Genomic DNA, 26,074 nt, shown 5'->3' with positions numbered 1-26,074 from the left:
TTTTGACTTTAATTTTAAAGACTTAAAAGGCTTACCTATAGAAATGCAACTTAACTTCTCTCCAATTCCTCCTACAGATTTAGATCAGGTCATCAACATGTTTCAGGCCGCGGCCAAAAAAATCAATCGTCTGCAAGTCGACCACTGGCAGTACTGGAACGATCCGCCTGAAGATAAAATCCAATGGGTCAAAGAAGGTCTCGCTAATGCTGAGTATAATTACGTCAAAAATAAAGAAGGCGTTACCATCGGCATGCTACGTATCTTAGACCAGGACTTGATGTATTGGGGTGAACAGGATGAAAAGGCCAAATACGTGCATTCACTGGTGGTGAAAGAAGCTTATAACGGCCAGGGTTTGGGTCAACAGATTTTAGAGCAGGTCGCCGAGCTGGCCAGACAAGACCAGTGTCGCTATTTGCGGCTGGACGCCGACTCCAAAAACCCAAAGCTATGCCAGTACTACGAAAATATGGGCTTTAAACAGGTGGGCAGCACTAAACAGCGGATTTCAACCTATAACCTCTATCAAAAAGAGGTGTAACAAGTTGACTATTGCCTACGGGATCGCTGAAAATTATTCCAGACGAGTTTTCCGTCATTAATTTTTTTTAACTTGATGTGGTAAAACCAATCAATACTCTAACTATTTATGCCTTCCAGCGTTTTCAATTGGTCGTCAACAGCCATTAACTTCAATAAATATCACTTCATGCTGTTAATAGCATGGTTTATTGTCATTCCCAAAGGATTTTCACAGGCCAACGACAGCCTGGCCGAGCCGCTTATTAAGATTAATAAAGGCAAATTTTTTAAAGATCTAAACATAGGTTTTGACATGCGAACCGAGTTTCAGGCCTATCGCTTTAGCGGCGGAGATGAATTTCCCAGAGGCATGCTGTTCGAAAATGGTTTTACGGCCCTGAGAATATCTGGCCGACTGCACGAGCGAGTCGATTTTACCTTTAGAAACCGCTTTAACCGTACTACAGCCGTTCAGTCTTTGGACAACCTCAGCAGCGATATCGAGTTTGCCTATCTTAAGATTAAGGCCTCAGAACGACTGGACCTGTATATCGGAAAAATGTTTGCCTTTTACGGTGGCTATGAGTATGAATACAGTCCCTTATACATTTTGGAGTTCAACGATATCTATTCCAATGCTCTTGCATTTGTCACTGGGGCAGGCTTGTCTTATCAGGCCTTTGATCAGCATCAGTTTAGATTTCAGGTGCTTAACTCCAGAACTTTGCGCTACGAAGACCTCTACGGGGATGTGGTTTCGGAAAACATTCAGGAGCCTATCTGGCCAGTCAACTTTGTAGGAAATTGGCGTGGCCAGTTTTTCGATGGTCAATTTGAGACCAATTACAGTGCCAGCTATAGTAACGAGGTTAGAGATCGAGGCACTTATTTTATTACCTTAGGCCATAAGTACAAGTCCAAGGATTTAAGTATTATGTATGATTTTCAGTATAGCAAAGAAGATATCGATACCAAAGGCATCGTGAGTACACTTTTAGACGATGAATTGGCAGAAGATGTTCTCTATGTAGAAAACTGGTTGAGGGCAGAATATCGGTTTAGCCGTAAATTTCAAGGCTTGATCACCTTGATGACCAGTACGGCTTACGATAATTTCTCAACCTCCAGAGAGCTAATTCGAACGAGTTATGGAGCCATCCCTACTTTGTATTATAATCCCTTTAAAAAGATTGACATACGCTTCTTTATGGCCTACATCGGTCGTTATTACGACTACTCCAACTATGCCAAGCAGAATCTTGGCGTGGAAAGCTTCAATAAAAATGAATTAAGAATCGGTATTCTAGCGCCACTTAATTTGCTCTGATGGTCTGGAAGATTTATATTCTAAAAAAATCAGAAAATCAGAGGTTTAGAGAATAGCTTCAATGACAAACGATTCTCCGTTAAAGGTTACTTCATCTTTTTCAATTTTTCCCATCAGAAGCTGACCTATAGGTGTTTCAGGGGAAATTGCATAGTAGGTTTTACCATCAAGCTCTAAAGGCCCCAGGCTGGCGGCGATATAATAATTGGCCCTGGAAGTAAACACCAGGCTTCCTAAGCCAACGTGAGTGTGGGCCGTTTTTGGATCGATTTTGGATAACACAAGCCTAACCTTATTGATTTCTGCCAGCTGATGTCCGGCTTTTTCGCGTTCCAACTGCACCATGGCTCTGCCGGTTTCATGCTTATCGCCCGCACTGCTTTTGGTCTCGGAGCTGAGACTCTGCTGTAAATCAGCAATCTGCTTTTGAATCACCTGATACCGGCTATCGACCAGCTGTTGACACTGGCTGTATAAATTCTGTTTGAGAGACATTGAGTACAGGTGTTTTTGAAAGATTCTGCTGTAAAGATAAGTTTCTCTCCTAAAGATAAGGAGCGGAGACTTTCAACTTCACGATAATTTATAACTCTCTTCTTTTTTTGTGCTGAAACTAAAGGGCTTTAATTGCATTTAAATATCTTCACCCCGTGAAGATCTCCAATTCTATTTTACCACTAATTGTAATAGCACAGTTTTGCTGCACTTCGTTGTGGTTTGCCGGTAATGCGGTGATGCCGCAACTGGTCCACCAATTTGATCTGTTGCCGGGAGCTTTAGGGCATTTAACCTCAGCAGTGCAATTAGGCTTTATTCTAGGCACTTTAATCTTTGCCATTCTGAGTTTTGCCGACCGGTATTCACCTTCCAAAGTGTTTTTTATTTCGGCTCTGCTGGGAGGTGCTTTTAATCTAGCTATAATCTGGGGGGAACATACGCTCTTAAGCTTAGTTGGATGCCGCGTACTCACCGGCGTTTTTCTAGCTGGAATTTATCCGGTAGGCTTGAAAATCGCTGCCGATTATTACCAGAAAGGACTGGGAAAATCCCTTGGGTTTTTAGTAGGCGCCCTGGTGCTTGGCACCGCCTTCCCACATTTACTCAGCGATCTGACTACCAGCCTGGCCTGGGAAACGGTATTGATGCTGACCTCTGCCCTGGCGGTCATCGGCGGGATACTCATTTTGAGCTTTGTGCCCGATGGTCCCTACCGTAAAGCCAGCTTTCAATTGGATCTATCGGGGTTTTGGACGGTGTTCAAAGTCAAATCCTTCCGTAAAGCTGCTTTTGGATATTTCGGTCATATGTGGGAATTGTACGTCTTTTGGGCTTTTGTTCCGGTGATTTTTACGACCTATCAGCAGTTCCATCCCGATACTGACTTTAATGTGGCTTTGCTGTCGTTTTTGATTATCGCCGTGGGAAGTTTATCCTGCGTGGCTGCCGGCTACCTTTCTCAGCGTTTTGGCGCACCACGCATTGCTGCTTTAGCTCTGGCGATCTCCGGAAGCTGTTGCCTGATCTCTCCCTGGATGTTTGGTCTACAAAATGAATACCTATTTATTGGCTTTCTACTGGTCTGGGGACTGGCGGTGATTGCCGATTCACCCTTGCTGTCTTCCCTGGTGGCTCAACACGCCCCTGCTTCTCAAAAAGGGACGGCTCTTACCATTGTCAACTGTGTTGGTTTTGCGATCACCATTTTGAGTATTCAACTTATAAGCTGGTTAAGTGTTGAAATAGACCTCAGAAATTTATTTATAATTTTAGCGACAGGTCCACTATTAGGCCTCTTGGCGTTATGCTTAAAAACAAAATCATAATGTAGATGGCGAAATCTGCTTCTCGATAAACTAAAACCAATACATAGATTTGAAAAAAATTGAATTATAATTGGTACTCTTTCTTCTTTTAATATGATAAGACGTCGTTATATCAAAAAACCAAGTCGTAAAGCAATTGAATTTTTATCAAAGGCGTTAGTATTTAATTGATTTTTAATCAGATAGACTTAAGTAGCAAAAAAAATTGATTTTAATCAATTTAAAATATATAAGTTAATTGTTTTTTAGATTACTTTTGACTCAATCTTGTCTAAGAAAGACAGAAACTAATCAAAATAATTAATCCTTAAAAACACTTCTTATAAAAAACAATTACTTATTCTATTGGTATGCTTCGCAACGTTTAATCTTTTTGCACAAGACAATTTAGTTCCTAATGGAGACATGGAAAATTGGAATGAAGCTAATACTACACCTAATGATTGGTCTGGTTTTATTATTCCATCATGGCAAAAAAACTCGGATGCACAAAATGGTTTCTCAAGTCTTCAGCTAGGCTTGCTCTCAAATGGTGGAGCCAGCAATTTTATTAGCTCACCGAATTTTCAATTCATAGAAGGAACTACTTACATTTGCACTTTTTATTTTAAGATATTGTCAGGAGTTTTTTCGAAAATAGAATTTAATATTAGAGATGCTTCAACTGATTTTCCTGAGGATATATCAGTTAATGAATTTACTGAATTATCTAATGAAACATGGATAAAAGGTGAATTTGAATTTACCGCAAATACAACACAAACCATTCAAGCTTGGATTTGGATTTACGGTGAGCCAGGTTCTCAAATGTTGATAGATAATGTTTCCATTTTTGATGAATCTACACTTTCAACTCAAAATTTCTCTAGAAAAGAAAACAGGCTTAGTGTTTACCCCAATCCTTCCAATGCCAATATCCAGGTGGTTGGTTTAGAAACGACTCAGCTGTACAGCATCTACGATATGAACGGAAGGGAAGTTAGTCAGGGGAAAGCCACTCCAAATACCGATATTGATGTAAGTACTCTAAATTCAGATGTATATGTTATTAAAACTGAACAAGGAGCCGTTTCAAAATTTGTAAAAAACTAAATTTCACTCTCTTCTTAAACTTCTATTATGAAAAAAATCCTTAAACCATTTTCATTGGTAATACTCGTAATTTTTTGTGGGTCTTGTGCATCAGACGATACTGAGGATATCACTGGTCAAAATCCACCAATCACTCCAGAAGCCGCCACAATTGACTCCTACTTCAAAAATTTCGGCTACAGTGGAGACACTATCGTCATTTCTAGGACTAATTTCACAACCGATGTTAACGACGTTGAAGTTTCATTCGACAATGTGATAGCTGAAATCAATTCTGTAAATGAGCAGGAGATCAGTTTGATATTACCAGAAACAGAGTCAAACATTCCAGAACTAAAGGTTGCTGTTGCAAACAGGATAATTACAAACACTGTAGAAAATGACTATAGAGGTAATATAGGAGTTTTAGCCAGCGCTTTAAACCAATGGCATAGTATGGATTATAATGGGATTATAAATTCTAATCGACCTTTTAGTTATGTTCATAAATCCCAATCTATAGGAAAAGATAAGTTCTACTTTTCACACGATGATTCTTTTGGTAATGGCGTATACAGAACAATAGACGGTGGTATCAAATGGAAAAATTAGGGGAGAAGTGGATTCGATGGTTCTTTTTACGTCACTGTTAATGATGAAGGCTGGACTCAAACTTCATTTGCGGTTAACAAAGTTCCAATTGGCGGAAGTATTGGCTTAAATGATGACGTCCACCCAGATTCTAATTTAATAGGCTTATACGTGAGTGATGATTTAAATAATGGGTTTTTGATAAGTCAATGGAAATATGTGTATCAAACCACAGATGGAATCACTTTCAATGAGGTTTACAACAATAATCTTCCAAGAAGTGAGGACAATTACGGAACCTATAGTGCTGTGGATGCATTTTCAGAATTTGATGAAAATCACATTTGGGCAGGAGGCTACATTGATATTGATCCAAACCTGGGTCACACTATTACCAATTATTCTTTTGCACCACTTATACTATTCGTAGATAACGGTAATTGGGTAGAAGTCACAATTGAAGGAATTGAAACATCCTTCAAGTAAAACAGCTACAATTCATAACCGAACATACGGGATACGCATTAATTAATAGAAAAAATAGCGCTACACTCATAAATCAAGTCTATAAATCGACGGACGGTGGTTACAACTGGGAACTTATTTTTGATGCGGGAGACGAAGCCATCACTTCCTTTGCTTTTATGGATGAAACGACAGGGTGGTACTGTAGTGGCAATACTATTTATAAAACTACAGATGGAGGAATTTCTTGGTCGGTAGATTATACTTCTGATAGTGATATAAGTAACATTTCTTATGGAGAAGGAGTGGTTTGGGCTATTACTAAAGATGAAGTACTAAAATATTTCACAAAATAATCCTGTCTACTGTATTTTAGAGTCACCATGTAAAAAATAGCCTACATCAGTAATGTCTAATTTACTGATGTAGGTTTTTTTATGGATTGATTCTCCTTTTTACCCCACCATAATTTTACTACAATTGCTCTGGATAGCATCTATGGTTAATAAGTTTAAGCTTAGAATATATCTTAATCTATAGAATAAGGCTAAACTTTTATTTATTGTCCCAAAAGCAGTAGTCCACACAATAAGCCATCAAAGACTATAAACTCACCTTTTTAAGCTCTATTATCTTGGCTCCTGTATCTAAAAGTCTTGTCTGGTGTGGTATTGAAAAATAGTCAACTCATCTTATATACGCTTAACCACTCACAAAAGGCATCTGGTAGCTATAAGTTTCGTCTTTGATTTGATTCAAAATAAAGTCTGCTAAATCTGCTCTGGAGATCTTTGTGCTGGCGTTCTCCCCAACCCATCCTACACGATAAAAGCCCTGCCTCTTGGCGTTGGTAAGCCGGGGAGCTCTTACGATGGTCCAAATGGTATTGCTCTCGGCCAGGACTTCATGATGGTGTTTTGCATCTTCCAATATGTGAGGCACCAAAAGCTTCATGATACTGCGAATCAACTTATCTGCCAGTTTAGGCTGGTCCTTTTCAGGATAAGGAAGACCTCCGCCCGATAAAGAGATAATTCTTTTCACCTTGCAGGTTTTCATCGCCTCTACGATATGGCGTGTTCCGTCGGTTTGAAGCCATTTGGGAGAGCCTTTTACGTGACCAAATAAACTCACAACAAGATCTGTTCCAGAAACGGTCTCCTCCACATCACGTCGGTTTAAGACATCGCCTTTCAAAACTGAAAGTTGAGAGTGAGATACGTTCAATTTAGCTGGATTTCTAACTAGGGCTTTCACACTGAAGCCTGCTTCTAAAGCAATATTCAAAAAATGTTGGCCTGTTCGCCCTGTTGCGCCAAACAAAGCTATAGTTTTAACCATATCCATTCTTTTTAAGAGTTAATAAATTGTTTCTGAGATCTTTATATGAAAGATAACCTCTACATACTTCTGAATAATCTTCATCTTGCTTTACAAACACCGTTGGAAACCCCTTAACCCCTAGATCTACAGATCTTTTGAAATCTTCCTTAGCCATTTGATTGTAAACAGGATCTTGCATTTTTTCAATAAAGAATTGAGCATCTATACCATAATCTGAAGCTAAGGCAGCGTAAGCTTCTAGGTCATCTGGCGAAATTCCTGTATGGTAAATTGCCTTCTGAAGTGCTGTCGCGAAGGATAGGCTATGGTCTGGCTTAAGATGCTTTATAATCGATAGGGCGATGGCAGGAGGTACCGATGTAAATACGGCTTTCCCATCAGCTAGAGTATGATTCAAAAAACCCTCACCAAACTTCACATCACATCTGGCTTCCACGGTTTTATAAGCCGATTTGATATAAGAGGTGACTTCGCCTATAGGCCCTATTCTGGAACCAGTAATCATCCCACCAGAAATCACCTCAATGGTTAGAGCTGGTTTGTATTCTTCCTGAAGTTTCATGATGACAGGTGAAAACCCGTAACACCAACCACATAAGGCATCATAGACGTAAACTATAGTCATCACTTTCAATTAAAATCAATATTTTTAAACGGTATCGAATCAAATATATTTACTTTTATAGTACCTAAATTGAAATATAGTACTAACCTTTTTGTAAGTATGGAAAACAAAGAACTTAAAGTCACCGCTAGGTGTCCTATTCGGACCACCTCAGATCTACTAAGTGGAAAATGGAAGCTTCTGATTCTGTATCAACTCGCTCCTAAAGCTCTAAGGCCTTCACAATTAAAACGATTGATACCCGACATCAGCGAAAAAATGTTGAACCAGGAACTCAAAACGCTTTGCGACTCAGGTTTGGTTGTTCGTTATAATTATGGTGAAGTTCCGCCTAAAGTTCACTACGAGTTATCTGCCATTGGGTATAAAACCATGCCAATCATTGCTGAAATGCAGTCGTTTGCGATGGCTTATGAAGAGGAAATCAAAACCAATTGATTCTTCAGTAATGACAAAAGCTTTAATTACAGGGCCTGCAGGCACTGTCGGAAAATCTGTTCTTGAAAACTTATCAGAGAGAGAACACGAGCTGGAGATTTTTGCAGGAGTAAGGAATAAGAAGAAGTCTTCAGAATTATTGAAGACCTTTAGAGCTAAGCCTGTCCAATTTGATTTTACCGATAGCAAGACATTTATGCCTGCTCTAGAAAAGATGGACTATTTATTCTTACTTCGTCCACCTCAAATTTCTGATGTTGAGCAGTATTTTGCACCATTGCTTCAAGCTGTTAAACAAGCAAAAATCAGTCATATCGTTTTTCTATCAGTACAAGGAGTTGAAAAAAGTAAATGGATTCCGCATCATCAAATCGAAACATTGATTAAGAACAGTGGTGTGGATTATACCTTTCTTCGTCCAGCCTATTTTATGCAGAATTTTTTAACTACACTACATTCAGATTTAGTTCAGCATCAGCGCATTTATTTACCGGCAGGAAAGGCTAAATTTACCTTGATAGACGTTAAAGACCTGGGAGCTGTAGCCGCTCATATTCTTGCAGCACCACAACAGCATATCGGTAAGGCTTACGACATAACCAACAATGAGCTTTTGACCTTTGGTGACATGGCCGAACAATTAAGTAAAGGTTTAGGTAAAAATATTTGTTTCAAGTCCCCTACCCTCCTCTCCTTTTTCATCACTAAAAAGAAAGAAGGTCTATCTGTAGGCTATATTCTTGTTTTAATCATGTTACATTATTTACCTAGATTTCAAAAGACCCCTCCAACTACCAATTGGGTGAAGGAAATCACAGGTAAAACTCCAAATACGTTCAATGATTTTATAGCAAGACATAAAAACTCCTTAGCCTAACTAAAACACAGAAATTGATGAAAACTAGCAGGAGATTTGGATATGTCGGTTAAGGATAAACGTGTATATTTATCACTCCAATTTCATTTTATGAATTCCCAAACTTTATTAATACTCTTCTATTCATTTGTTTTAAGTACGAGTTGTTATGCTTTCCAGACCATTGGAGAAAACGAAGAAAAGAAAAATCTTAAAGAGTTTGATCAGTTTATATCAGCTATAGAAGAGGACTATATCTATCTGGAAGATAAACGTGACATTTTTGACTGCATAAAGACCAGTTACAGAGAACAGGCGAAAAGTATTTCTACTATTGGAGATCACGTTAAGTTTTATGAATATCTATTGAATGAATTTTACGATAGTCATGTTCATTTGAACACTAATACTCAGGAATCTTATCGGCTTAGTGCTCCTATTTATGTCAAAACAGACAAGGACAAAACAATAATATCCAATGTTTGGCAAACCCAGCTAGAAGACACTTTGAACATTAATATTATAGGAGCGGATATCCTCAGGTTTAACGGAGAGGACTTTAAATCTAAAATTGACAATTTTCCCACCCGTTGTCATAACAAAAACGATCCAGAGATAAGGAAATGGATTTCAAATAAGATTATAGCTGGTAAACGAAATGAACCACGAGTTTTAAGCTTACATCTTAAATCGGAAGATACCGTTGATTTTGATCTGGATAAATTAAAATTAAGAACAGATAAATTTATTCTGATTCCAAAAATAATTCAGGACAATATTGGCTACATACGAATAAACAATACCCTGGGGCAGTGCATGCTTGTGGATGAAATCGACCGAGTGATGAAAGATCTTTTCGACACAAAAGCTATGATTTTAGATCTGCGTAATACGGTAGACGGAGGAGCATCACACATCGCAAATCCTATGGGGAGATTTATAACTGAAAAACGACCCTATCAACAGTATGAAGATCAGGAAGAGAGTTATTTTGGATACGTAGAACCTAAAAAGCCAATTTATACAAAACCTCTTTATGTATTAGTCAACAGATGGACTGGCAGCATGGGTGAGGGTATGGCTATTGGGTTGGATGGTATGCAAAGAGCGACAATAGTTGGAACTGAGAAGGAGAGGCTTGCAGGAGGCATGAAAACCATAGATTTCAAGTATTATGATTATGGATTCGACATCTCTTTTGAAAAAACGTTACGCATTGATGGAAGTCCACGTGATGAGTTTGTTCCTGAAGAATATGTCAAACAAACTGAAGTCCGAGAGGATGAAGTTTTAAATCATGCACTCCAACTAATTAATAAACTTAACTAAATGAATACGCTACAAAATGTAATTTTAGGAGTTTGTATCACAGCATTAGGACTACTCATAAGAACTTATGAAATCGTAGAATCTAATTTTCTCAGTGGTGCTATTATTGGTTTTGGTATATCTGTTATTTTTTTATCGAAATTCCTCTTTAAGAACAAACAGCCATGAGTTTTGGAGCAGGGCACATGCAAGACATGAACAATCGGTTGAAACAAAACCGGGCGCAGCGCCCTTCTCAGCGAAAAAAATTCAAAGAAAACAATCGGGAAGGCATTCATTCTAAAGAAAAGGCTTCAAAGGCAACATCCCTAAAAACCTTTACAGCTCAAGAAATTGAAATGTCAAAACTGCAAGTTAGAAAAAAGGCATTAGCCCAGCGCAAGAAGCTACAGGTCTTTTATGCAGTCAGCTTAGTCTTTACCGTCCTTGTGTTTATAGCCCTCTACCTGCTTCTTAATTAAGACGTCTTCCTCCAGACACTTACCTCAGACGTTTTCACCTCAAAGCGTCTGCTCGACTGTCGGATCGGATAGGTCAGTTGTACAGGTTCGGCTTCTAAGCTAAAGTGTTCCTCAAGAATAGCAGAGATACCGTCAATCGACTTTACCGGCTCTCCATCCTTCTTAAAGCCTCCAGGCCAGTGTTCCACCTCGCTAGTGCTGGATTCCCAATCGTAGGTTGATCCTAAAATCAACATTCCGCCAGCGTTTAAGCGTTCGTGGATCCTGCTCAACACTGCTTTGGGCTGTCGAATCTCTTCCAGCAGATTCATCGCGACGATAACATCATAACCGCTGTAGCGCTCCTTGAGTTTCATCACATCATCCTGCATAAATTGAAGATGATCCAGAGTCTTGTCTAGTTTCAAATCTTTGAGCACAACATCTTTAAACACAGATAATTCGCCTTCATCCTTAATCACATACCTCAGCAGACCATTCTTTTGCAATTCGATGGCCGGACGAATAAAACGGGCCGAAGCATCTATGGCCGTCACTTCTTTAAAATGACGCGTAGCTTCAAACGCCAGACGACCAGTGTCGCAGTTAAGGTCCAGAAGGCTTTTATCTTCTGGCTTCTCTACCTGTTGTTTCAGCACTTCCAAAACCTGAAGTGGTAATTTGGTCATGCCCAAATAATCATCTCCATAATTCTGTTCGCAGGAGATCGCAACTTCTTCATCGGTTTCGTAACTATCCACTCGAATGTCTGGCTCAAACTCAGATTCGACGTATCGAAAGCCAGCATGCTGGTAGAAATGTCGTCTAAAGGCATAACGAGCGTTTAGCGTTGCTTCATTTCCGGTAGAAATCCAAGAACCTCCCTTGATGATGTTGTGCTTTCCATCAAAAGTCGGCGTCGAAAAATCGTCGTATAAGGGGTGTACTTTAAATCCTGGATAACCTGTAATTGGGGTTTCGGTCCACTGCCAGACGTTCCCCATAAGATCGTAGAAATCTCCAAAGGTAAAACGATCGACCGGACAGGAAGAACTGTAATGTTCCAAATTGATGTTACCCGGTGCAACCTCCCACTCGATAGCGTCTTTTACCTGGCTCACCTCGATTAACTTATACCATTCGGCTTCTGTAGGCAGACGGAGTTTTTTGCCGGTCTTATTGGATTTCCAGTTGCAAAAGGCCTTGGCTTCCAGATAATTGATTTCTGCGGGGAAGCTCCATTTCATGGGAACCACCTGGGTCATTAATCTCAATTTGTAGTTATCGTTTTCCTTGATCCAAAATTGAGGATGTTCGGCTTTTTTATAAGTACACCAGGACCAGCCTTCTTCGGTCCACCACTGTTTGTCCTGATAGCCTCCAGCTTCGATAAATTCTAAAAATTCAGCATTAGAAACCAGGTATTTTGAGGCCTTAAAGTCTTGTATGCGCTCTTCAAAATTACCGTATTCCAAATCCCAACCGTAAAGCGGATGGTTTTGTTTTTTTCCTAATTCAATTGTAGACCCATCAACTGAAATCAATTCATTGGCAACCACTCCATGGTCGTCTTCGCAGATGTTGGTAAAGATTCCGGTTTGTAACTTCTCAACTGGGAGTTGACGGATGAGTACCGATGAGGTTTCGATATGAATGTTTTGGTGTTCAATTCCCATGATGATTGGCCAGAAAGCGTTTTCCCAGGTGATAGGCAACTCCAGTGGCAATGTTTGGATGAGTTTGGTAATCTCAGCTTTAACGGTTTTTCGATACTCCCGAACTTCGGCTACTGAAGGCCAGTCGTAATTTTCTTCGTTGAGGTCGTCCCAGGACATTTCATCCACACCAATAGCAAAAATGGATTCAAAATGCGGATTGATATGCTCAGGCAATAGTCCGGCCAGGACCAGCTTGTTCACAAAAAATACACTGGTATGCCCATAGTAAAAGATGATAGGATGCCTCAGTGGGTCTGCCCGCATATAAAAGGCGTCTTCATCTTTTAAGGTGTTGTAAAGTTGGGTATCCAGCTCGAAGGTCCTGTTGAAATAGTCAAGAATTTCCTGACGTTTTTCTTCTGGCGTTCCTTGAGCGAGATGAGGGGTTTTTATATTGAATTCTTTCATAGTCTGTATTAATAATCCTTCACCATATAGCGTTTTTCCATTTCGAATGGCGCTTTGGTCACCGGTTTAAATTTTTGTTGGATGATACTTCCACAGTCTTCAAAGCCTGAAGACTTATACAAATTGTAGGCGATTTCATTTTTGCTCCACACCCTCAGCAAAACGTGAGTGATGTCTGCGTTAAGTGTAGCTTCAAATTTTTCAAACAAACCTTTTCCAAGTCCCATTCCCCGAAAGTTTTCATCGACCAGCACTTCAGCGATGTACAAACTTTCAGCATCTGGGTATTTCTCTTTGATATCAGAAGGGCGTTCCTCGTCTAAACTAGGGGGCGTCACAATTAATGCGGCCACCAGCTGTTCGTTTGAAAAGCCCAGGATGCCATATCCCTTTTCAAAAAGCGTTTTGAGATACGCTTCAGCGTTTTCAACTTCAATATGCTGAGCTGAGAGGCCTTTGGTAAAAGCATCCAGATATAGTTCTCTAAGCTGTAGACTTTGATCTTTATACGTGGATTTAGTAACTTTCTTATAAGTAATCATGTATTGCAAAACTATGTTTAAAGAAGTTTAAACAAGTTTTCATTTTTATTAAAAATTCATTAATTAAATTTATATCTCAATTTCATTAGTGAAAGTGAAAATGACTCGAGTCAAGGCCTTTAGAACCCAGAAAATACTGTCCAAAATCATGATTGGTTTTGGAGTATTGTTGCTAGCGATCGGCATCTTTGCTGTTGGAAAAATAATATTTGTAGATTCAGATTTCGATTGGACACCCTTATTTCAGGGATTTCAGGGTATTATTTTTATTAGCTTAGGGATCTACAACTTAAGAAACGAAAAGTATTATATCGAGTGGGATGAGCAGCAGGTAAGATTCTTTCTTCCTCAAACCAAACAACTTGAAGTTATCAACATCGAGGATATACAAACCATCGAGGTCAGGTTATTCGAAATTGAGCTTCAGCTCGAAGACCGCAATTTTACATTGGACCTCAATACGATGCAAGACGAAGCTCTAAAACAGGTGAAAGCTAAATTCAAGGACCTCCAACAGGCCAAAACACATACCAATCTATAATCCATTTATTATGAACATCAATAAAAAAGCATGGTATGCTTTAAATCTTATGTTACTTCTATCTTTAGTTATAGGTCACTATGAACTCGTAGAGATAAAAACCCTGGTGGCAGTTTTTATCACTCCTGCATTTATCGTTTCGGCGTCGTTAAGCTATAAAGCTAAGAAAGAAAAACTAAATAACTAATTTTAAAACACAATCCATGGGGCTATTTTCATCACTACTCGGCAACGCCGGAGCGGTAAGTCAGCAAGATTTAGAAAAGGACTACAGTCAGTTACTCACCGATAATGAAAGCATCGAAATTGGCTTTAAGCTGGTCAGAGATACCTTTATTTTCACCAACAAACGCTTGATTTTAGTCGATAAACAAGGCCTTACCGGTCGAAAAGTCGAGTATTTTTCGGTGGGCTATAAAAGCATCAGCCGCTTCAGTGTGGAAACCGCAGGATCGTTTGATCTGGAGGCGGAATTGAAGATCTGGATTTCTAGTGAACAAAATCCTAGTATTCAGAAAAAATTCAATAAAAGTGTGAACGTTTATGATGTGCAAAAAGTATTAGCTCAGCATGTTTTAGGCTAAGTTTGAAGCTTTCAATCAAGAGAAATACATTAAAATCAACGGTTCATCTATGCCATTTGACCGTTCATAAAGTTTAAGAGGTTTCAATAGAAGTGTTTTTCAACTTTTGTGTTATCAAAAGAAAAAAACACGCCAGATGAAAGCTCCTTTGTTTCTGATTTTACTATTTCTAAGCGTTCAGGTCTTAGCGCAACAATCTATTTCTGGTCAAGTCACCGACCGTCAGGGTCTTCCTATTATTGGAGCCAATGTGTACCTGGTTGGTACTTATGATGGAGCCACAACAGATGCAAAGGGGAAGTTTTCATTTAGCACTTCAGAAACCGGAGAACAAACCCTATATGTTTCATTTTTATCTTTTGAAGATTACTCATTAACCACTGATGTTACTAAGCTTAAAGAGATTGACATCCGCTTAAGGGAAGATGTCAATACCCTAGATGCTGTGATGCTCACTGCCGGTACTTTTGAGGCAGGAGAGGCTTCCAGAGTGACTGCCCTAAAACCTTTGGATGTGGTCACCACGGCCAACGCCTTAGGGGATTTTTTAGGGGCCTTACAAACCTTACCCGGGACTTCAACAGTAGCTGAGGATGGAAGACTTTTTGTAAGAGGTGGTAGAGCCGAGGAAACCCAAATCTTTATCGACGGTATGCGAGTGTTCGCGCCTTATACGCCTACGACCAACAATATTCCTACCCGCGGACGCTTTTCGCCCTTCCTGTTTAAAGGCATTTCGTTTTCTACAGGCGGTTATTCCGCAGAATACGGACAAGCCTTATCGGCAGTGCTAAAGCTTAATTCTATCGATGAGCCCGACCAGGAAAAAACAGAAGTCTCGTTAATGACGGTAGGCGTTGGAGTGGGAAACACTCAAAAATGGGAGAAAAGTTCATTGAGTATCAATACCTCATATATCAATTTAACGCCTTATCTAGAAGCTCTACCCGATCGGAATCAGTGGCTGAGCCCAATCCAGTCTGCCAATGGCGAACTGGTTTATCGCTACAAGACTAACGACACCGATTTGCTAAAACTTTACGGAGCCTTTAGCTATACGGATTTGGATGTGATTCAGGAGAATATCAATTTTGAAGAGGGATTTAGGTTTGCTAATGAAAATCGTAACCTTTACGTTAATGGATCATACAAAAGTCTGCTGGGCCAGAAATGGACACTGAATACAGGTTTATCTTTATCTCATGATAATAACCAGTTTCAAGTTGGTGAGGATTTGATTTCTAATTCTGATCACTCCGCCCACCTTAAAATTAAACTTAACAAGCGTCTTAATAATCGCTTGAAGTTCAATGTAGGAGGAGAATATTTTATCACCGATTTTGATGAGCGTTTTCAAGCTCTGGAAACTCCAGCTTTCGACTATGGATTTCAGAATAATATTTCTGCTGGTTTTGCTGAAGTTGATGTGTTCTTTTCTAAGCAGTTAGCTCTTAACGTTGGAGCTAGAGTAGGTCATTATGAACTTCTGAATCAAACAGAGTTTTCTCCTCGTGCCTCAATGGCCTATAAATCTGGAAAACACTCTCAGTTCTCACTGGCTTACGGAAGGTTTTTTCAGCATCCTAATGCGGAGGTGTTGAAATTTAATTCTGCCTTACAACCAGAACATGCAACCCACTTCATAGCTAACTTTCAGTATGTACGCAAGAATCAAATTTTTAGAGTTGAAGCTTACCACAAGTCTTACGATAATTTAGTAAAATTTGATACTGAGCTTCCAATCTTCGGCAGTAACTTCAGCAATCTTGGTTTTGGAGAGGCCAGTGGAGTGGATGTCTTTTGGAGAGACAACAGAAGCTTTAAAAACTTGGAGTACTGGGCGTCTTACTCATTCCTGGATACCGAACGGGACTATAGAAATTTTCCAGAAGCGGCCCAACCTGGTTTTGCCTCCACTCATAACGCTTCTTTAGTGACCAAGTATTGGATAGAAGACTGGAATAGTCAAGTCGGCCTTAGTTACGTCTTCGCCTCGGGAAGGAATTACACCAATCCTAATCAGCCTGGATTTTTAAACCAAAAGACTAAAACCTTCCATAACCTGAGCTTCAATTGGGCGTATTTGATTGATCAACAGAAAATCCTTTATTTTTCAGTGAGCAACGTCCTCAACACCAGAAATGTTTTTGGCTACAACTACGCTAACCAGGCTGATGCCAATGGAGTTTTCCAAAGACAGGCGATTGTACCGAACGACGATCAGTTCTTATTTGTAGGCTTTTTCTGGACTATCAGCGACGATAAAACCTCCAATCAATTGGATAACTTGTAATTCACTAGCAGAGTTTTAGACGTTTTAAATTTATTTTTCAAATAGTAAAATTCTTGTAAGCTAAAAGTACATTAAATGAATAGGGATTAAAATTCAGAATTATTAAAACGGCCTACCGAAACCTTATCGTAAAATTTGAAGTAAAGATGCCGTCAAATTTTAGGCTGTTCGAGCATAGAGAATCTTCAATTTTAGATAAGTATTTATCGCGAGTTCCTAAAATTTAGGCATTGAGCGATTTATTTAGATAAGTTTTCGTAAGCCTAGACTTTTCCTGCCTACCTGCGGTATAGCAGGCAGGTTGATTTCTTTTTTGGGCAATGTAAATCGAGGAACGAGATTCATGAACACTTAATTAATAACAGCGGGAGTGAATTAAAAAAGAAAAGAGTGTGATTATTGCTTGAAGTCTAATAGCTCAAAAAAAGGCTAAGAACAATAAAGCTATTTTTTAAAGCGATTCATCATTAAAATATAACCGCTCGTCATTAACCTTTATCCCAAAGAACATTCTCCCCTTACTTTTATATCATAAAACAGTTATACTATGAAAACAATCTACTATGTATTACTTTTTAGCCTCATGGGCTTTACCGCTCAGGCTCAAAGTGATTCAACGGTGACTTTAACTGTTGAATTTGATGTTAAAGAAGTTGAAGAGGGATCTACCAGACTTGCCTTGTATGATTCTGCTGAAAATTACCTGAAGACGCCTTTCAAATCCACTTTCTCTTCTATTGAAAACAAGACAGCAAAGTTGGTTATTGACAATATACCCAAGGGCGAATACTGCTTTGCCTATTACCATGATCTCGATAACAATAATAAGTTAGACAGAAATATGATGGAAATCCCTGAAGAACCTTATGGATTTTCAAACGACGAAAAGGGCTTCTATGGTCCTCCTGCATACCAGAATTGCAAAATTGAAATCGAAACCGATACACTTATACAAATCAACATAAACTAAAAACTTATGAAAACTCTAGCTATTTTAATCGTCACCCTATTTTTAAGCTTTTCTGCTTCGGCCCAACTTTCTTATGAAAAGGGCATGAAAAAAGCTTTTGATCTTTGGGATCAAAATCAGATCGTAGAAGCCTCCAATCTCTTTGAACGCATTGCTAGGGCAGAAAGCGATAATTGGCTGCCACCCTATTATGCTGGTTATACCTTAGTGCTTTCAGCTTTCGAAGTAAAGGATGAAGCTACCTTAAAACTGAAACTGGATAAAGCTGAAGAGCTTTTAAATCAGGCTTCTAGTTTATCTCCCAACAATCCCGAAATTATGCTTGCTAAAGCGCTTGGAAATACGGCTTACATAAGTTTTGATGGGCAAAAATACGGTATGAATTTATCCGGTAAAAACCAGATGATCTATCAAAAGGCCATGCAGCTTGCTCCGGATAATCCAAGAGTCATTCTCGCCAAGGCCGAATGGGATATGGGTTCAGCTAAATTCTTTGGTCAGTCTATTCAGCCTTATTGTGAAGATGTTCAAAAGGCCCTTAGTCTTTTTGAAACCGAAGAGAAATCTGATATTAGATTTTATCCGAGCTGGGGAAAGAAACGAGCACAACAGATTTTAGAAGAAGATTGCGAAAATTAATGGAATCTAAAACCTCCATCTGTTTAAAACATGGTATAAAGAGAGGTGAGGATCTTACTTTTAGCATCACTGGAAAAAAGTGATAGCAGTGGAGTAGATGATTTAACCTTCATATCGAAAGGCGGTGCGAGAAGATCGACACCGCTTTGTTTTTTTAAGCGGGTGCCCTGACCTGAAATAATATCAATATTAGGGACGAAAGTCCCAAGTGGAAGATGCTCGGTTAAGATGACATAGGTATAGCTGGTCAGTTTTTTGCTGACTTTTTTAATTTCTTTGTTTGACAAATGCTGAAGAACTTGCCTTAGCAAGGCGATATCACCTTCAGGAAGAGTGTCTTTCGCCAGATCGAGTTGATGGAACTCCAGCTTTTCCTCTTTAAAGTGCTGTTGGTTGTGCCTTATCAAGTCGTCAACAATATCTACAGCGATGTATTTTTGAGTGAATTCTACCAACTGAGAGCCCACATTAAAGTCGCCGCAACCCAAATCACAAATTACTGGAGTGGTTTCAAAATTACTTAGGAAAGTAGAAACGACTTTTACGTAAGGCTCTACTAGTTCCGGACGATGAGAGCCTTCCCCAGAATAAAAATCAGTGTGCTTGCCACCCCATAAATGCTGCTCATAAATCTGGCTCATCGCCGCTTTGGTAGGCCAGGCTTTTTTCAAGGGCTTCTTCATAATATGATTATTCATCACTATATAAAGATTCAAATTTAAACATTTATTCAGGTATTCAATACGGAGATATATGGAGTATCCTAAAGGAGATCAAGCTATTAAAAAATAATTATTACATTTACTTTTCACTTAATAATCAACCTATGAAAACTTTACAATTTAACCACAAAATGCTGCTTAGCTGTTGTCTAGTTGCTTTTATCCTGATAGGATGCAATTCCAATCCAGCTGAGAGTGAAGAACACAAAGCCATGGTAGAAACCAATGATCAAATGGAAGAAGTTCATGACAATATGGAAAAAGAGCACGCCGACATGGAAGCTACTCATGATGAAATGATGAAAGCTCACGCTCAATTAGAAGAAATTCCAGAAATGGATAGTATTCATTCGGCTATACGAGACAAGCATGATAAGATGCTGAAAGCTCATAATGAAATGCTAAGTCAACATAAAGAATTACTTGAAACTCATGATGAGTTAGTAGCAAAACATGCCAGCGGCGAAGTAGATATGGAAACTATGAAAGAAGAACATGAAAGTATGAAAAGCGAGCATGAAACAATGAAAGAAGAGCATGACCAAATGATGAAGGATTATGAAACCATGAAAGAGGAGCATGATCAAATGATGGAGGACCATGCTTCAACTGAAGCAACTAACGAAGAAATGTAAGCGAAGACGCTTCCAAAATATTTCAATCAAAAGGCATGCAAACGCATGCCTTTTTTTAGTTTATACACTTTTAGTTAAAAAATAGTGTTTTGAAACTCCAGTAATACAAGTAAGCATCCCTTCCTTAGGACTAAACAAAACATCTTGTTAACTTAACTGGTCTGGCCCTTTGAAATCTTTAGTTTTGTGTTCAAAATTTCTAAGCTATGCAAGATCATAACGTTCAGTCATTTATAAAATCTATTTTAGACCATGTCCCAACCGACTGGCTAAAACTCACAACGCACAGATTAGATATCTATAACGAAAGTAAAGCCAAAACTGAGTTTTTGGATCAGCTGGAAGTATTATATCAAAACCATGCTGTGGATACATCTAAGCTTGCCAAGCTTCCAACAGCCTACGATTATATTCGATTAGGGCATCCTTTATCTTCAGTTTTAGAATGGGGAATTGCTCATAAATATGAAATGGACTCTGAACGAGTCATCAGTTTTTCTTCCCAGACCATGTCCACCTTTGCGGTATTACGAACGAACAAGCTTCACGGCAAACACACTCAAATCTGTTATGCCCAAGATTTACCAGACTTCTTTGATGCAGACACTTTAAAGCGTGTTTATGGTTATAGTTTTGATTTGAAAAAAGTGAACAGCATTAAGGATATTCCTGCATCTGAAGGAAGTACTATTTTTATTTCTCAGGACCACGAAGTGGGACAGGTAGAATTGAATCCAGCCATCGATTTTTATATCAATCTCTATCCTAAATTAGGAAGTATCTTGATCGTAAATGGAGACAAGAATCAAAGCTATGTTTCCGATATACAGCACGTCAGACGAAGAGAAACGGTGGCGATGACACCAGACGATTCCTTTGAAGCTTTGCAGCGTTTTGTGGGCATCACTCCCACAATAGTTAGAAACCAGGACCGAGCGACTAATCTGGCTCAGGTTATTAATTCAGTACAAGGCATCACCTTAGCGACTTCTGATGTATTATTAGGCTCCTGCGGTCTGTCGGTACAATATGCCATTATGATGGGTCTTATCGATGATGCAAAAACCAAACACCCTGGAAAACGCATCAAAATTATTGTCCCTCCCAACTGCTATGGAGGAACCAACGATCAGGCCAGACGCGTGGTGGATGCGATAGACGGCGTTGATATTATGGACTTGCCTGTAGATCAGGATAATGATATGGTTCAAAGTTCAAATCAGGTTTTGGATCAAACCGCCAAGGATGATGCTGTGCCTTACATCATTGCAGAAATTCCAACCAATCCAAGAGTGGAAGTTCCTGATATTGAAGCCTTAACCAATGTCTTAAAAAAAGAACGTCAAACTCCATCGGGAGAACAAGCCATAGCGCCTGTATTTATTTTAGACCAGACCTTCTGTCCAAATGCACACTTTTTGAGTAAAGATGGATTGTTTTCAGACATTATGACCATCTCTTACGTGAGTGGTTCCAAATTCCCAAGCGGAGGAAGGTGTACGGCCGGCTATTGTGTAGCCAATGAAAAGGCAGATCATCTGATGACAAGTATTCAGAAGCATTTTCAGCTGTGCGATAATGAAGCCACAGATTTGCAGGTTGAAATATTAGCCGAGCAATTACCATCGATGAATAAAAGGATAAAAGACGCTTATAAGAATACTCGTGAGTTTGTTGATTTTATCAAAGCTGAACTACCTGAAGCCAAAATCAATTTTGTCCCCGATGAGGTGGTTGAGCAGGGCTTCACGCCTTCAGTATTTTCGCTGGACCTGCCAACCAAAGGAGGTACTCCAGAAGAACGGGAAACTTATAAACGGGAACTTAACCATAAGTTGATTACGATGATGATTACTCAGATTCCAGAAAGCAAGCACTGCGTGAGTTACGGTCAATTAAAAGGCTGTTACTGGACCATTCCTGCCACTTCCACCCAGGGTACCACCAAAGAAGAAGACAAAGACTACATCGCTCGGGTATCGGTTTCACCAGATTTGGATCTGGATAAACACATGCAGGTGTTTAAAGAGTTTGTGAACCAGCTCTAGAGTAATTTAACTAAAATAATAACCCTGTCTCCTTGCTTTTGTAGGGGACAGGTTTTTTATGCTGAATTTGCCAGCGTTGATCTAAAAGTCAAAAAATACATCTCTTAATGCTTTGTTGTGGTTTTATTTATCCAAGAAGACAGAAGCAGGAGGTTTAAAATTTTAATTTGAGTCTCTGCATTCTCTGCGCCTTTGCGGTATTTTGAATTAGTAGACCTGAAGGTCACTACTTAAGGTTAATTTTACCAAACATTTAAAATCCTTTAGAGCAAAGCCCATTGTTAATTGTATTTATTTTGTGGTTCTTTATTAGGTATATATGCTCAAAGTCGCTTTTCACCCCATTTATAAACACCCTCTACCAGAAGGCCATCGTTTTCCGATGGAGAAATACGACTTGCTGCCCAAGCAGTTGTTGCATGAAGGCACTTGTGAGCAGGAGAATTTTTTTCAGCCCGAGGTGAGAGAAGAGAACGAAAAGTACATCCGGTCTGTACATACACCTGAGTATCTTAAGGAATTGTACAGCCTCACTATAGAACCCAGAAAAGCCAGAAAAATTGGTTTTCCACTTTCAGCTGAATTGGTCGAACGCGAGCGCATCATCACCGACGGCACTATAAAAGCTTGCCATTATGCTCTGGAACATGGTGTAGCTATGAACATTGCCGGAGGAACTCACCATGCTTATTCCGATCACGGTGAAGCCTTTTGTATGCTCAACGATCAAGCCGTTGGGGCGCAGTATTTACTTCAAAATAAACTGGCCAAACAAATCCTAGTTGTAGACCTGGATGTGCATCAGGGCAATGGCACAGCAGAAATTTTTCAACAGGACGATAGAGTGTTTACCTTCTCTATGCATGGTAAGAGCAATTACCCCTTTAAGAAAGAAATCTCCGATCTCGATTTACCGATGGAAAATGACTGCGATGATGAACACTACCTCACGGCTCTAAGAAACACTTTGCCTGGATTAATAGAAAAGGTAAAACCGGACTTTATCTTCTTCCTCTCTGGAGTGGATATTCTAAGCACCGATAAACTCGGTAAACTCGGTTGCACGGTTGCCGGATGTAAACAACGAGACGAATTTGTGTTTGAACAATGCCTGAAGTATGACATCCCTGTAGAAGTGAGTATGGGAGGAGGATACTCCAAAGACATCAAAACCATTATCAACGCTCATGCTAATACGTACCGCACAGCTCAGCTGATGTTCTTTTGACAGTGGTTCTTTAGTTTTTGAGTCAACGAGGTCGTGAGTTTTTTAGTCGATGAGTTTTAAAAATTTGAATACCAATTTTGAATTTTGAAATAGGAAATAGTGGGTAGGTTTTAAGGATTAGGAAAAGATCTGAAAAAATCCCATTTAGATGATTAGATAAGACTTTAATATTCGGTGTTGGAGTATTCGTTATTTTTAGTTTTGAGTCCGTGAGTTTTGAGTCTTTAATTTTTTAAAAAATTTGAAATACCAATTTTGAATTTTGAAATAGTGGGTAGGTTTTAGGGATTAGGAAAAAATTTGAAAAAATACCACTTAGATGATTAGAGAAGGCTTCGATATTCGGTATTGAGTGTTCTTTATTTTTAGTTTTTGAGTCAGTGAGTTTTTGAGGAAATAAAATTCACAATTCGATAGTTTTTAACCTGATAGTTAATAAATTCACTATTCACTATTCACTATTCACTATTCACTATTCACTATTCACTATTCACTATTCACTATTCACTATTCACTATTCACTATTCACTATTCACTATTCACTACTTATGCTTCCAGCTAAAACCTTTGAGCATAAGAGCAGTTCTCAAGACATCTTTTTGACTCACAATACCTATGATTTTATCATCTTCCACCACGGGAAAGCGTCGGCGCTTAGATTTTAAAAATAAATTCGCCACATCAAAGAGATTTACATCTGGAGAAATGGTCTCCACTTCACGGGACATATAGCGCTCTACGCTGGTGTCTTCCATGGGCATGTTATAGTATCGGCTTTCAGAAATTTGTTTGACACAGTCGCCCTCAGAAATGATACCAATGACACGTTTATGCTCATCCACCACAGGACCTCCAGACACTCTGAATTTAATCAGCATATCAACAACCTCTATAATACTTTGGTCTTTATTAAAAAGAATCATGCTTTGAGACATGCAATCCCTTACCGTGATTTTTTCTGCCTGTACGTTGGCATCACCAACTTGCTTTCCTTGAAAACTTTTAATACCCATAACTTATAATTTGACATTAAATTAAGTATTAAAATAATAAATACACAATTTTAATAGTTAAAAATTGACTTTATATCAATTATTAGAGCAAGGAGGTGTGAATTTTACTTCAAAGCAAGTAACCGAAAAGGTCTTATCTAGAAAACATACTTTATTGCTTTCCTGGCGGTTTTATTTCATAGCCCGACTTAGCCTTATCTTCTTTCACCATTTGTTTTACGTCCTTCAAAAGCTGTTGAGCATCATAAATAATTCCATCCTTGATGGTGTATTTCACTCCGCCAACTCGAGTCACCTCGTTATCTTCTGTTAATTTGATAGCTCCGGTTCCATAAAGCACCTTCAAGTTTTCTAATGGATTTTCTTCTACAATCACAAAATCAGCAAGTTTACCGATTTCTACGCTCCCAATTTGATCTTCCATCCCCAGAGCTTCTGCTCCTTTGAGAGTTGCAGACATCATAATTTCCAAGGGGTGAAATCCAGCTTCACGAAGGAGCTCCAATTCGCGTACATAAGCAAATCCATACAATTGAAAGATAAATCCAGAGTCTGATCCTGTGGTCACTCGTCCGCCTCGGTTTTTATACTCGTTCACAAACGTCATCCACAACTCATAGTTTTTTCTCCAGCTGGTCTCCTCTTCGGTTCCCCAGTAATGCCAGTGCGAGCCATGAGATATTTTACTGGGCTGGTAAAACTCCCAAAGCGAAGGCAGAGTATACTCTTCGTGCCATTCGGCTCGGCTGGTTCTCATCAAATCGCGATTAGCTTCATAAATGTTGAAGGTGGGATCGATGGTAAAATCGAGTTCCAGTAGTTCATTCATCACCTCATTCCACTTTTCAGAGTAAGGCTGGGCTGCCTGTTTCCACAATTCACCAGCTCCGGCAAAGCGATCTTGTTCATTATTATAGTTATAGTCTAGCTTATAATGTTGCACAGTTCGGTCGGTAAACATAGCTTCCGGCAAGCCATACCAATGCTCCATGCTGGTCAGTCCGGCTCTTGCTGAGTTTAAAACGTTCCATCCGGCCACATCCATCTGAGCATGGTGCATAGCAGAACGTAAGCCCAGTCGTTTATTTTCTTCCAGTGCAGCTTTCATGATCTCAGGGCGGGCTCCAAAAAACTTGATACCATCCGCTCCATTTTTAGCATTGGTCTTAACCCAATCCCTGGCCATTTCTGGCGAACTTATTTTCTGTTCACTCCCTTGCCCAAATGCGGTATAGGCCAAAATTCTTGGAGCTGTTATTTCGTTGTTGGCCGACTTTTTCTTGTGTTCTAGTACCCAGTCCAGCCCGTTACCCGCTGAGGGGTCTCGAATGGTAGTCACACCGTGTCCCATCCACAACTTAAACACATATTCTGCAGGAGTGCCCTGGGCTTCGCCGCCAATATGACCGTGCATATCCACAAATCCAGGCATTAAGTACATCCCCGAGGCGTCTAGTTCTTTGCCTCCGGATTTGAGCTGAGGTCTTTTTGTATCGTCGATCTCTACCCCTGGATAGCCCACAGTTTGGATGTCGGTAATCATATTGTTTTCCACTACTATGTCCACAGGTCCTGTAGGTGGAGCTCCATTCCCGTTAATAAGCGTAGCTCCTCTAATGATAAGTTGTGGCCAGGGGCCTTCCCCTTCAGCGCGATCTGGTGCACTTTGAATTTGTGCCCAGGAGGATAATTGAACAAACAAAATAAGTAAGGGTAATAGTAGCGTTCTCATGATATATGTTTCTAAAAAAATAAAGGTATGAAAGTTTATCTACTACAACCATTTTTAGCAAAGAGCTTGCTCAGATTATACTGCCGAATTTGATACTGCTAAACCTCTGGCCTCTAGATATTTTTTAAGACATTTAAGTTTAGTTTTAGGGTTTCGTTCTTGCTTAA

29 protein-coding genes are annotated in these 26,074 nt (G+C 39.4%); 21 read left to right on the top strand and 8 right to left on the bottom strand.

The window, feature by feature from the left end; genetic code table 11:
- The first annotated feature begins 43 nt into the window (after window positions 1–43).
- The gene (locus F598_RS0101840; protein ID WP_019037311.1) at window positions 44–544 is read left to right on the top strand and encodes a GNAT family N-acetyltransferase; all 501 of its coding nucleotides are present in this window, start codon (window positions 44–46) and stop codon (window positions 542–544) included.
- Window positions 545–712: 168 nt separating this feature from the next.
- Window positions 713–1,852 carry a porin gene (locus F598_RS0101835; protein WP_033408308.1) on the top strand — a complete coding sequence of 380 codons (1,140 nt, stop codon included), beginning with the start codon at window positions 713–715 and terminating at the stop codon, window positions 1,850–1,852.
- A 45-nt stretch (window positions 1,853–1,897) separates the two neighbouring features.
- On the opposite strand, the gene F598_RS0101830 is transcribed toward F598_RS0101835, so the two are convergent.
- Complete coding sequence (locus F598_RS0101830; RefSeq protein ID WP_019037309.1) at window positions 1,898–2,347, bottom strand: hypothetical protein; 450 nt, start codon at window positions 2,345–2,347, stop codon at window positions 1,898–1,900.
- 155 nt (window positions 2,348–2,502) lie between these two features.
- Between F598_RS0101830 and F598_RS0101825 the strand changes: the two genes are divergently transcribed.
- From F598_RS0101825 to F598_RS15220, 5 genes are all read left to right on the top strand, one after another.
- Window positions 2,503–3,675 (top strand): MFS transporter, encoded by a 1,173-nt coding sequence (locus F598_RS0101825; protein WP_033408216.1) that lies wholly within the window; start codon window positions 2,503–2,505, stop codon window positions 3,673–3,675.
- 345 nt (window positions 3,676–4,020) lie between these two features.
- Window positions 4,021–4,767, top strand: coding sequence for a T9SS type A sorting domain-containing protein (locus F598_RS0101820; protein WP_157594930.1), 747 nt, complete (start codon window positions 4,021–4,023; stop codon window positions 4,765–4,767).
- Between the two features lie 27 nt (window positions 4,768–4,794).
- On the top strand, window positions 4,795–5,358 hold the full coding sequence (locus tag F598_RS0101815) for an IPT/TIG domain-containing protein (protein WP_019037306.1): 564 nt from the start codon (window positions 4,795–4,797) through the stop codon (window positions 5,356–5,358).
- Window positions 5,359–5,508: 150 nt separating this feature from the next.
- On the top strand, window positions 5,509–5,823 hold the full coding sequence (locus tag F598_RS0101810; RefSeq protein WP_019037305.1) for a hypothetical protein: 315 nt from the start codon (window positions 5,509–5,511) through the stop codon (window positions 5,821–5,823).
- Between the two features lie 158 nt (window positions 5,824–5,981).
- Complete coding sequence (locus tag F598_RS15220; protein WP_019037304.1) at window positions 5,982–6,158, top strand: hypothetical protein; 177 nt, start codon at window positions 5,982–5,984, stop codon at window positions 6,156–6,158.
- A gap of 346 nt (window positions 6,159–6,504) precedes the next feature.
- On the opposite strand, the gene F598_RS0101800 is transcribed toward F598_RS15220, so the two are convergent.
- Window positions 6,505–7,143 (bottom strand): NAD(P)-dependent oxidoreductase, encoded by a 639-nt coding sequence (locus tag F598_RS0101800; protein WP_157594929.1) that lies wholly within the window; start codon window positions 7,141–7,143, stop codon window positions 6,505–6,507.
- Window positions 7,136–7,771 (bottom strand): DsbA family protein, encoded by a 636-nt coding sequence (locus tag F598_RS0101795; protein ID WP_033408307.1) that lies wholly within the window; start codon window positions 7,769–7,771, stop codon window positions 7,136–7,138. The genes F598_RS0101800 and F598_RS0101795 overlap by 8 nt, the downstream gene beginning before the upstream one ends.
- 99 nt (window positions 7,772–7,870) lie before the next feature.
- On the opposite strand from F598_RS0101795, the gene F598_RS0101790 reads away from it, so the two are divergent.
- The 5 genes from F598_RS0101790 (at window position 7,871) to F598_RS0101770 (ending at window position 10,855) form a co-directional block, all read left to right on the top strand.
- Window positions 7,871–8,209: a winged helix-turn-helix transcriptional regulator gene (locus F598_RS0101790; RefSeq protein ID WP_019037301.1), complete on the top strand. Its 339-nt coding sequence runs from the start codon at window positions 7,871–7,873 to the stop codon at window positions 8,207–8,209.
- A gap of 10 nt (window positions 8,210–8,219) precedes the next feature.
- Window positions 8,220–9,086, top strand: a complete 867-nt coding sequence (locus F598_RS0101785; RefSeq protein ID WP_033408303.1) for an NmrA family NAD(P)-binding protein — start codon at window positions 8,220–8,222, stop codon at window positions 9,084–9,086.
- Between the two features lie 90 nt (window positions 9,087–9,176).
- On the top strand, window positions 9,177–10,394 hold the full coding sequence (locus F598_RS0101780; protein ID WP_019037299.1) for a S41 family peptidase: 1,218 nt from the start codon (window positions 9,177–9,179) through the stop codon (window positions 10,392–10,394).
- The gene (locus tag F598_RS15215; protein ID WP_019037298.1) at window positions 10,395–10,562 is read left to right on the top strand and encodes a hypothetical protein; all 168 of its coding nucleotides are present in this window, start codon (window positions 10,395–10,397) and stop codon (window positions 10,560–10,562) included.
- Window positions 10,559–10,855, top strand: a complete 297-nt coding sequence (locus F598_RS0101770) for a hypothetical protein (RefSeq protein ID WP_019037297.1) — start codon at window positions 10,559–10,561, stop codon at window positions 10,853–10,855. Before F598_RS15215 ends, F598_RS0101770 begins: the two co-directional genes overlap by 4 nt.
- Here the strand turns inward: F598_RS0101770 and ovoA are convergent.
- Window positions 10,852–12,960 (bottom strand): 5-histidylcysteine sulfoxide synthase, encoded by a 2,109-nt coding sequence (gene ovoA / locus F598_RS0101765; RefSeq protein ID WP_019037296.1) that lies wholly within the window; start codon window positions 12,958–12,960, stop codon window positions 10,852–10,854. The genes F598_RS0101770 and ovoA overlap by 4 nt on opposite strands.
- An 8-nt stretch (window positions 12,961–12,968) precedes the next feature.
- Entirely contained in the window at window positions 12,969–13,502 is a 534-nt protein-coding gene (locus F598_RS0101760; protein WP_019037295.1) for a GNAT family N-acetyltransferase, read from the bottom strand.
- A gap of 88 nt (window positions 13,503–13,590) precedes the next feature.
- On the opposite strand from F598_RS0101760, the gene F598_RS0101755 reads away from it, so the two are divergent.
- The 6 genes from F598_RS0101755 to F598_RS0101730 all read left to right on the top strand — a co-directional run bounded on the left by F598_RS0101755 (window position 13,591) and on the right by F598_RS0101730 (window position 18,529).
- Window positions 13,591–14,043: a hypothetical protein gene (locus tag F598_RS0101755; RefSeq protein ID WP_169334096.1), complete on the top strand. Its 453-nt coding sequence runs from the start codon at window positions 13,591–13,593 to the stop codon at window positions 14,041–14,043.
- A gap of 10 nt (window positions 14,044–14,053) precedes the next feature.
- Entirely contained in the window at window positions 14,054–14,230 is a 177-nt protein-coding gene (locus F598_RS15210) for a hypothetical protein (RefSeq protein ID WP_019037293.1), read from the top strand.
- Window positions 14,231–14,246: 16 nt separating this feature from the next.
- Window positions 14,247–14,627 carry a PH domain-containing protein gene (locus F598_RS0101745; protein WP_019037292.1) on the top strand — a complete coding sequence of 127 codons (381 nt, stop codon included), beginning with the start codon at window positions 14,247–14,249 and terminating at the stop codon, window positions 14,625–14,627.
- 136 nt (window positions 14,628–14,763) lie between these two features.
- Window positions 14,764–16,920, top strand: coding sequence for a TonB-dependent receptor (locus tag F598_RS0101740; RefSeq protein ID WP_019037291.1), 2,157 nt, complete (start codon window positions 14,764–14,766; stop codon window positions 16,918–16,920).
- 547 nt (window positions 16,921–17,467) lie between these two features.
- On the top strand, window positions 17,468–17,890 hold the full coding sequence (locus tag F598_RS0101735) for a DUF2141 domain-containing protein (protein ID WP_019037290.1): 423 nt from the start codon (window positions 17,468–17,470) through the stop codon (window positions 17,888–17,890).
- Between the two features lie 6 nt (window positions 17,891–17,896).
- Window positions 17,897–18,529 carry a tetratricopeptide repeat protein gene (locus F598_RS0101730; RefSeq protein ID WP_019037289.1) on the top strand — a complete coding sequence of 211 codons (633 nt, stop codon included), beginning with the start codon at window positions 17,897–17,899 and terminating at the stop codon, window positions 18,527–18,529.
- Window positions 18,530–18,552: 23 nt separating this feature from the next.
- On the opposite strand, the gene F598_RS0101725 is transcribed toward F598_RS0101730, so the two are convergent.
- A complete protein-coding gene (locus tag F598_RS0101725) occupies window positions 18,553–19,212 on the bottom strand; it encodes a class I SAM-dependent methyltransferase (RefSeq protein WP_019037288.1) in 660 nt (219 codons plus the stop codon).
- A gap of 143 nt (window positions 19,213–19,355) precedes the next feature.
- Between F598_RS0101725 and F598_RS0101720 the strand changes: the two genes are divergently transcribed.
- The 3 genes from F598_RS0101720 to F598_RS0101710 all read left to right on the top strand — a co-directional run bounded on the left by F598_RS0101720 (window position 19,356) and on the right by F598_RS0101710 (window position 23,162).
- On the top strand, window positions 19,356–19,886 hold the full coding sequence (locus F598_RS0101720) for a hypothetical protein (RefSeq protein ID WP_019037287.1): 531 nt from the start codon (window positions 19,356–19,358) through the stop codon (window positions 19,884–19,886).
- A 206-nt stretch (window positions 19,887–20,092) separates the two neighbouring features.
- The gene (locus F598_RS0101715) at window positions 20,093–21,934 is read left to right on the top strand and encodes a PLP-dependent aminotransferase family protein (RefSeq protein ID WP_019037286.1); all 1,842 of its coding nucleotides are present in this window, start codon (window positions 20,093–20,095) and stop codon (window positions 21,932–21,934) included.
- 319 nt (window positions 21,935–22,253) lie between these two features.
- On the top strand, window positions 22,254–23,162 hold the full coding sequence (locus F598_RS0101710) for a histone deacetylase family protein (RefSeq protein WP_019037285.1): 909 nt from the start codon (window positions 22,254–22,256) through the stop codon (window positions 23,160–23,162).
- A gap of 542 nt (window positions 23,163–23,704) precedes the next feature.
- Here the strand turns inward: F598_RS0101710 and F598_RS0101705 are convergent.
- Both F598_RS0101705 and F598_RS0101700 read right to left on the bottom strand, forming a co-directional pair.
- On the bottom strand, window positions 23,705–24,175 hold the full coding sequence (locus tag F598_RS0101705) for a CBS domain-containing protein (RefSeq protein WP_019037284.1): 471 nt from the start codon (window positions 24,173–24,175) through the stop codon (window positions 23,705–23,707).
- 151 nt (window positions 24,176–24,326) lie between these two features.
- Window positions 24,327–25,907: an amidohydrolase family protein gene (locus F598_RS0101700; RefSeq protein WP_019037283.1), complete on the bottom strand. Its 1,581-nt coding sequence runs from the start codon at window positions 25,905–25,907 to the stop codon at window positions 24,327–24,329.
- Window positions 25,908–26,074: the final 167 nt, after the last annotated feature.

The organism is Psychroflexus tropicus DSM 15496 (genome assembly GCF_000378765.1).
GTDB classification, from domain to species: Bacteria; Bacteroidota; Bacteroidia; order Flavobacteriales; family Flavobacteriaceae; genus Psychroflexus; species Psychroflexus tropicus.
The sequence above is the reverse complement of the archived record's forward strand: the minus strand, read 5'-3'. Positions and strand labels throughout refer to the sequence as shown.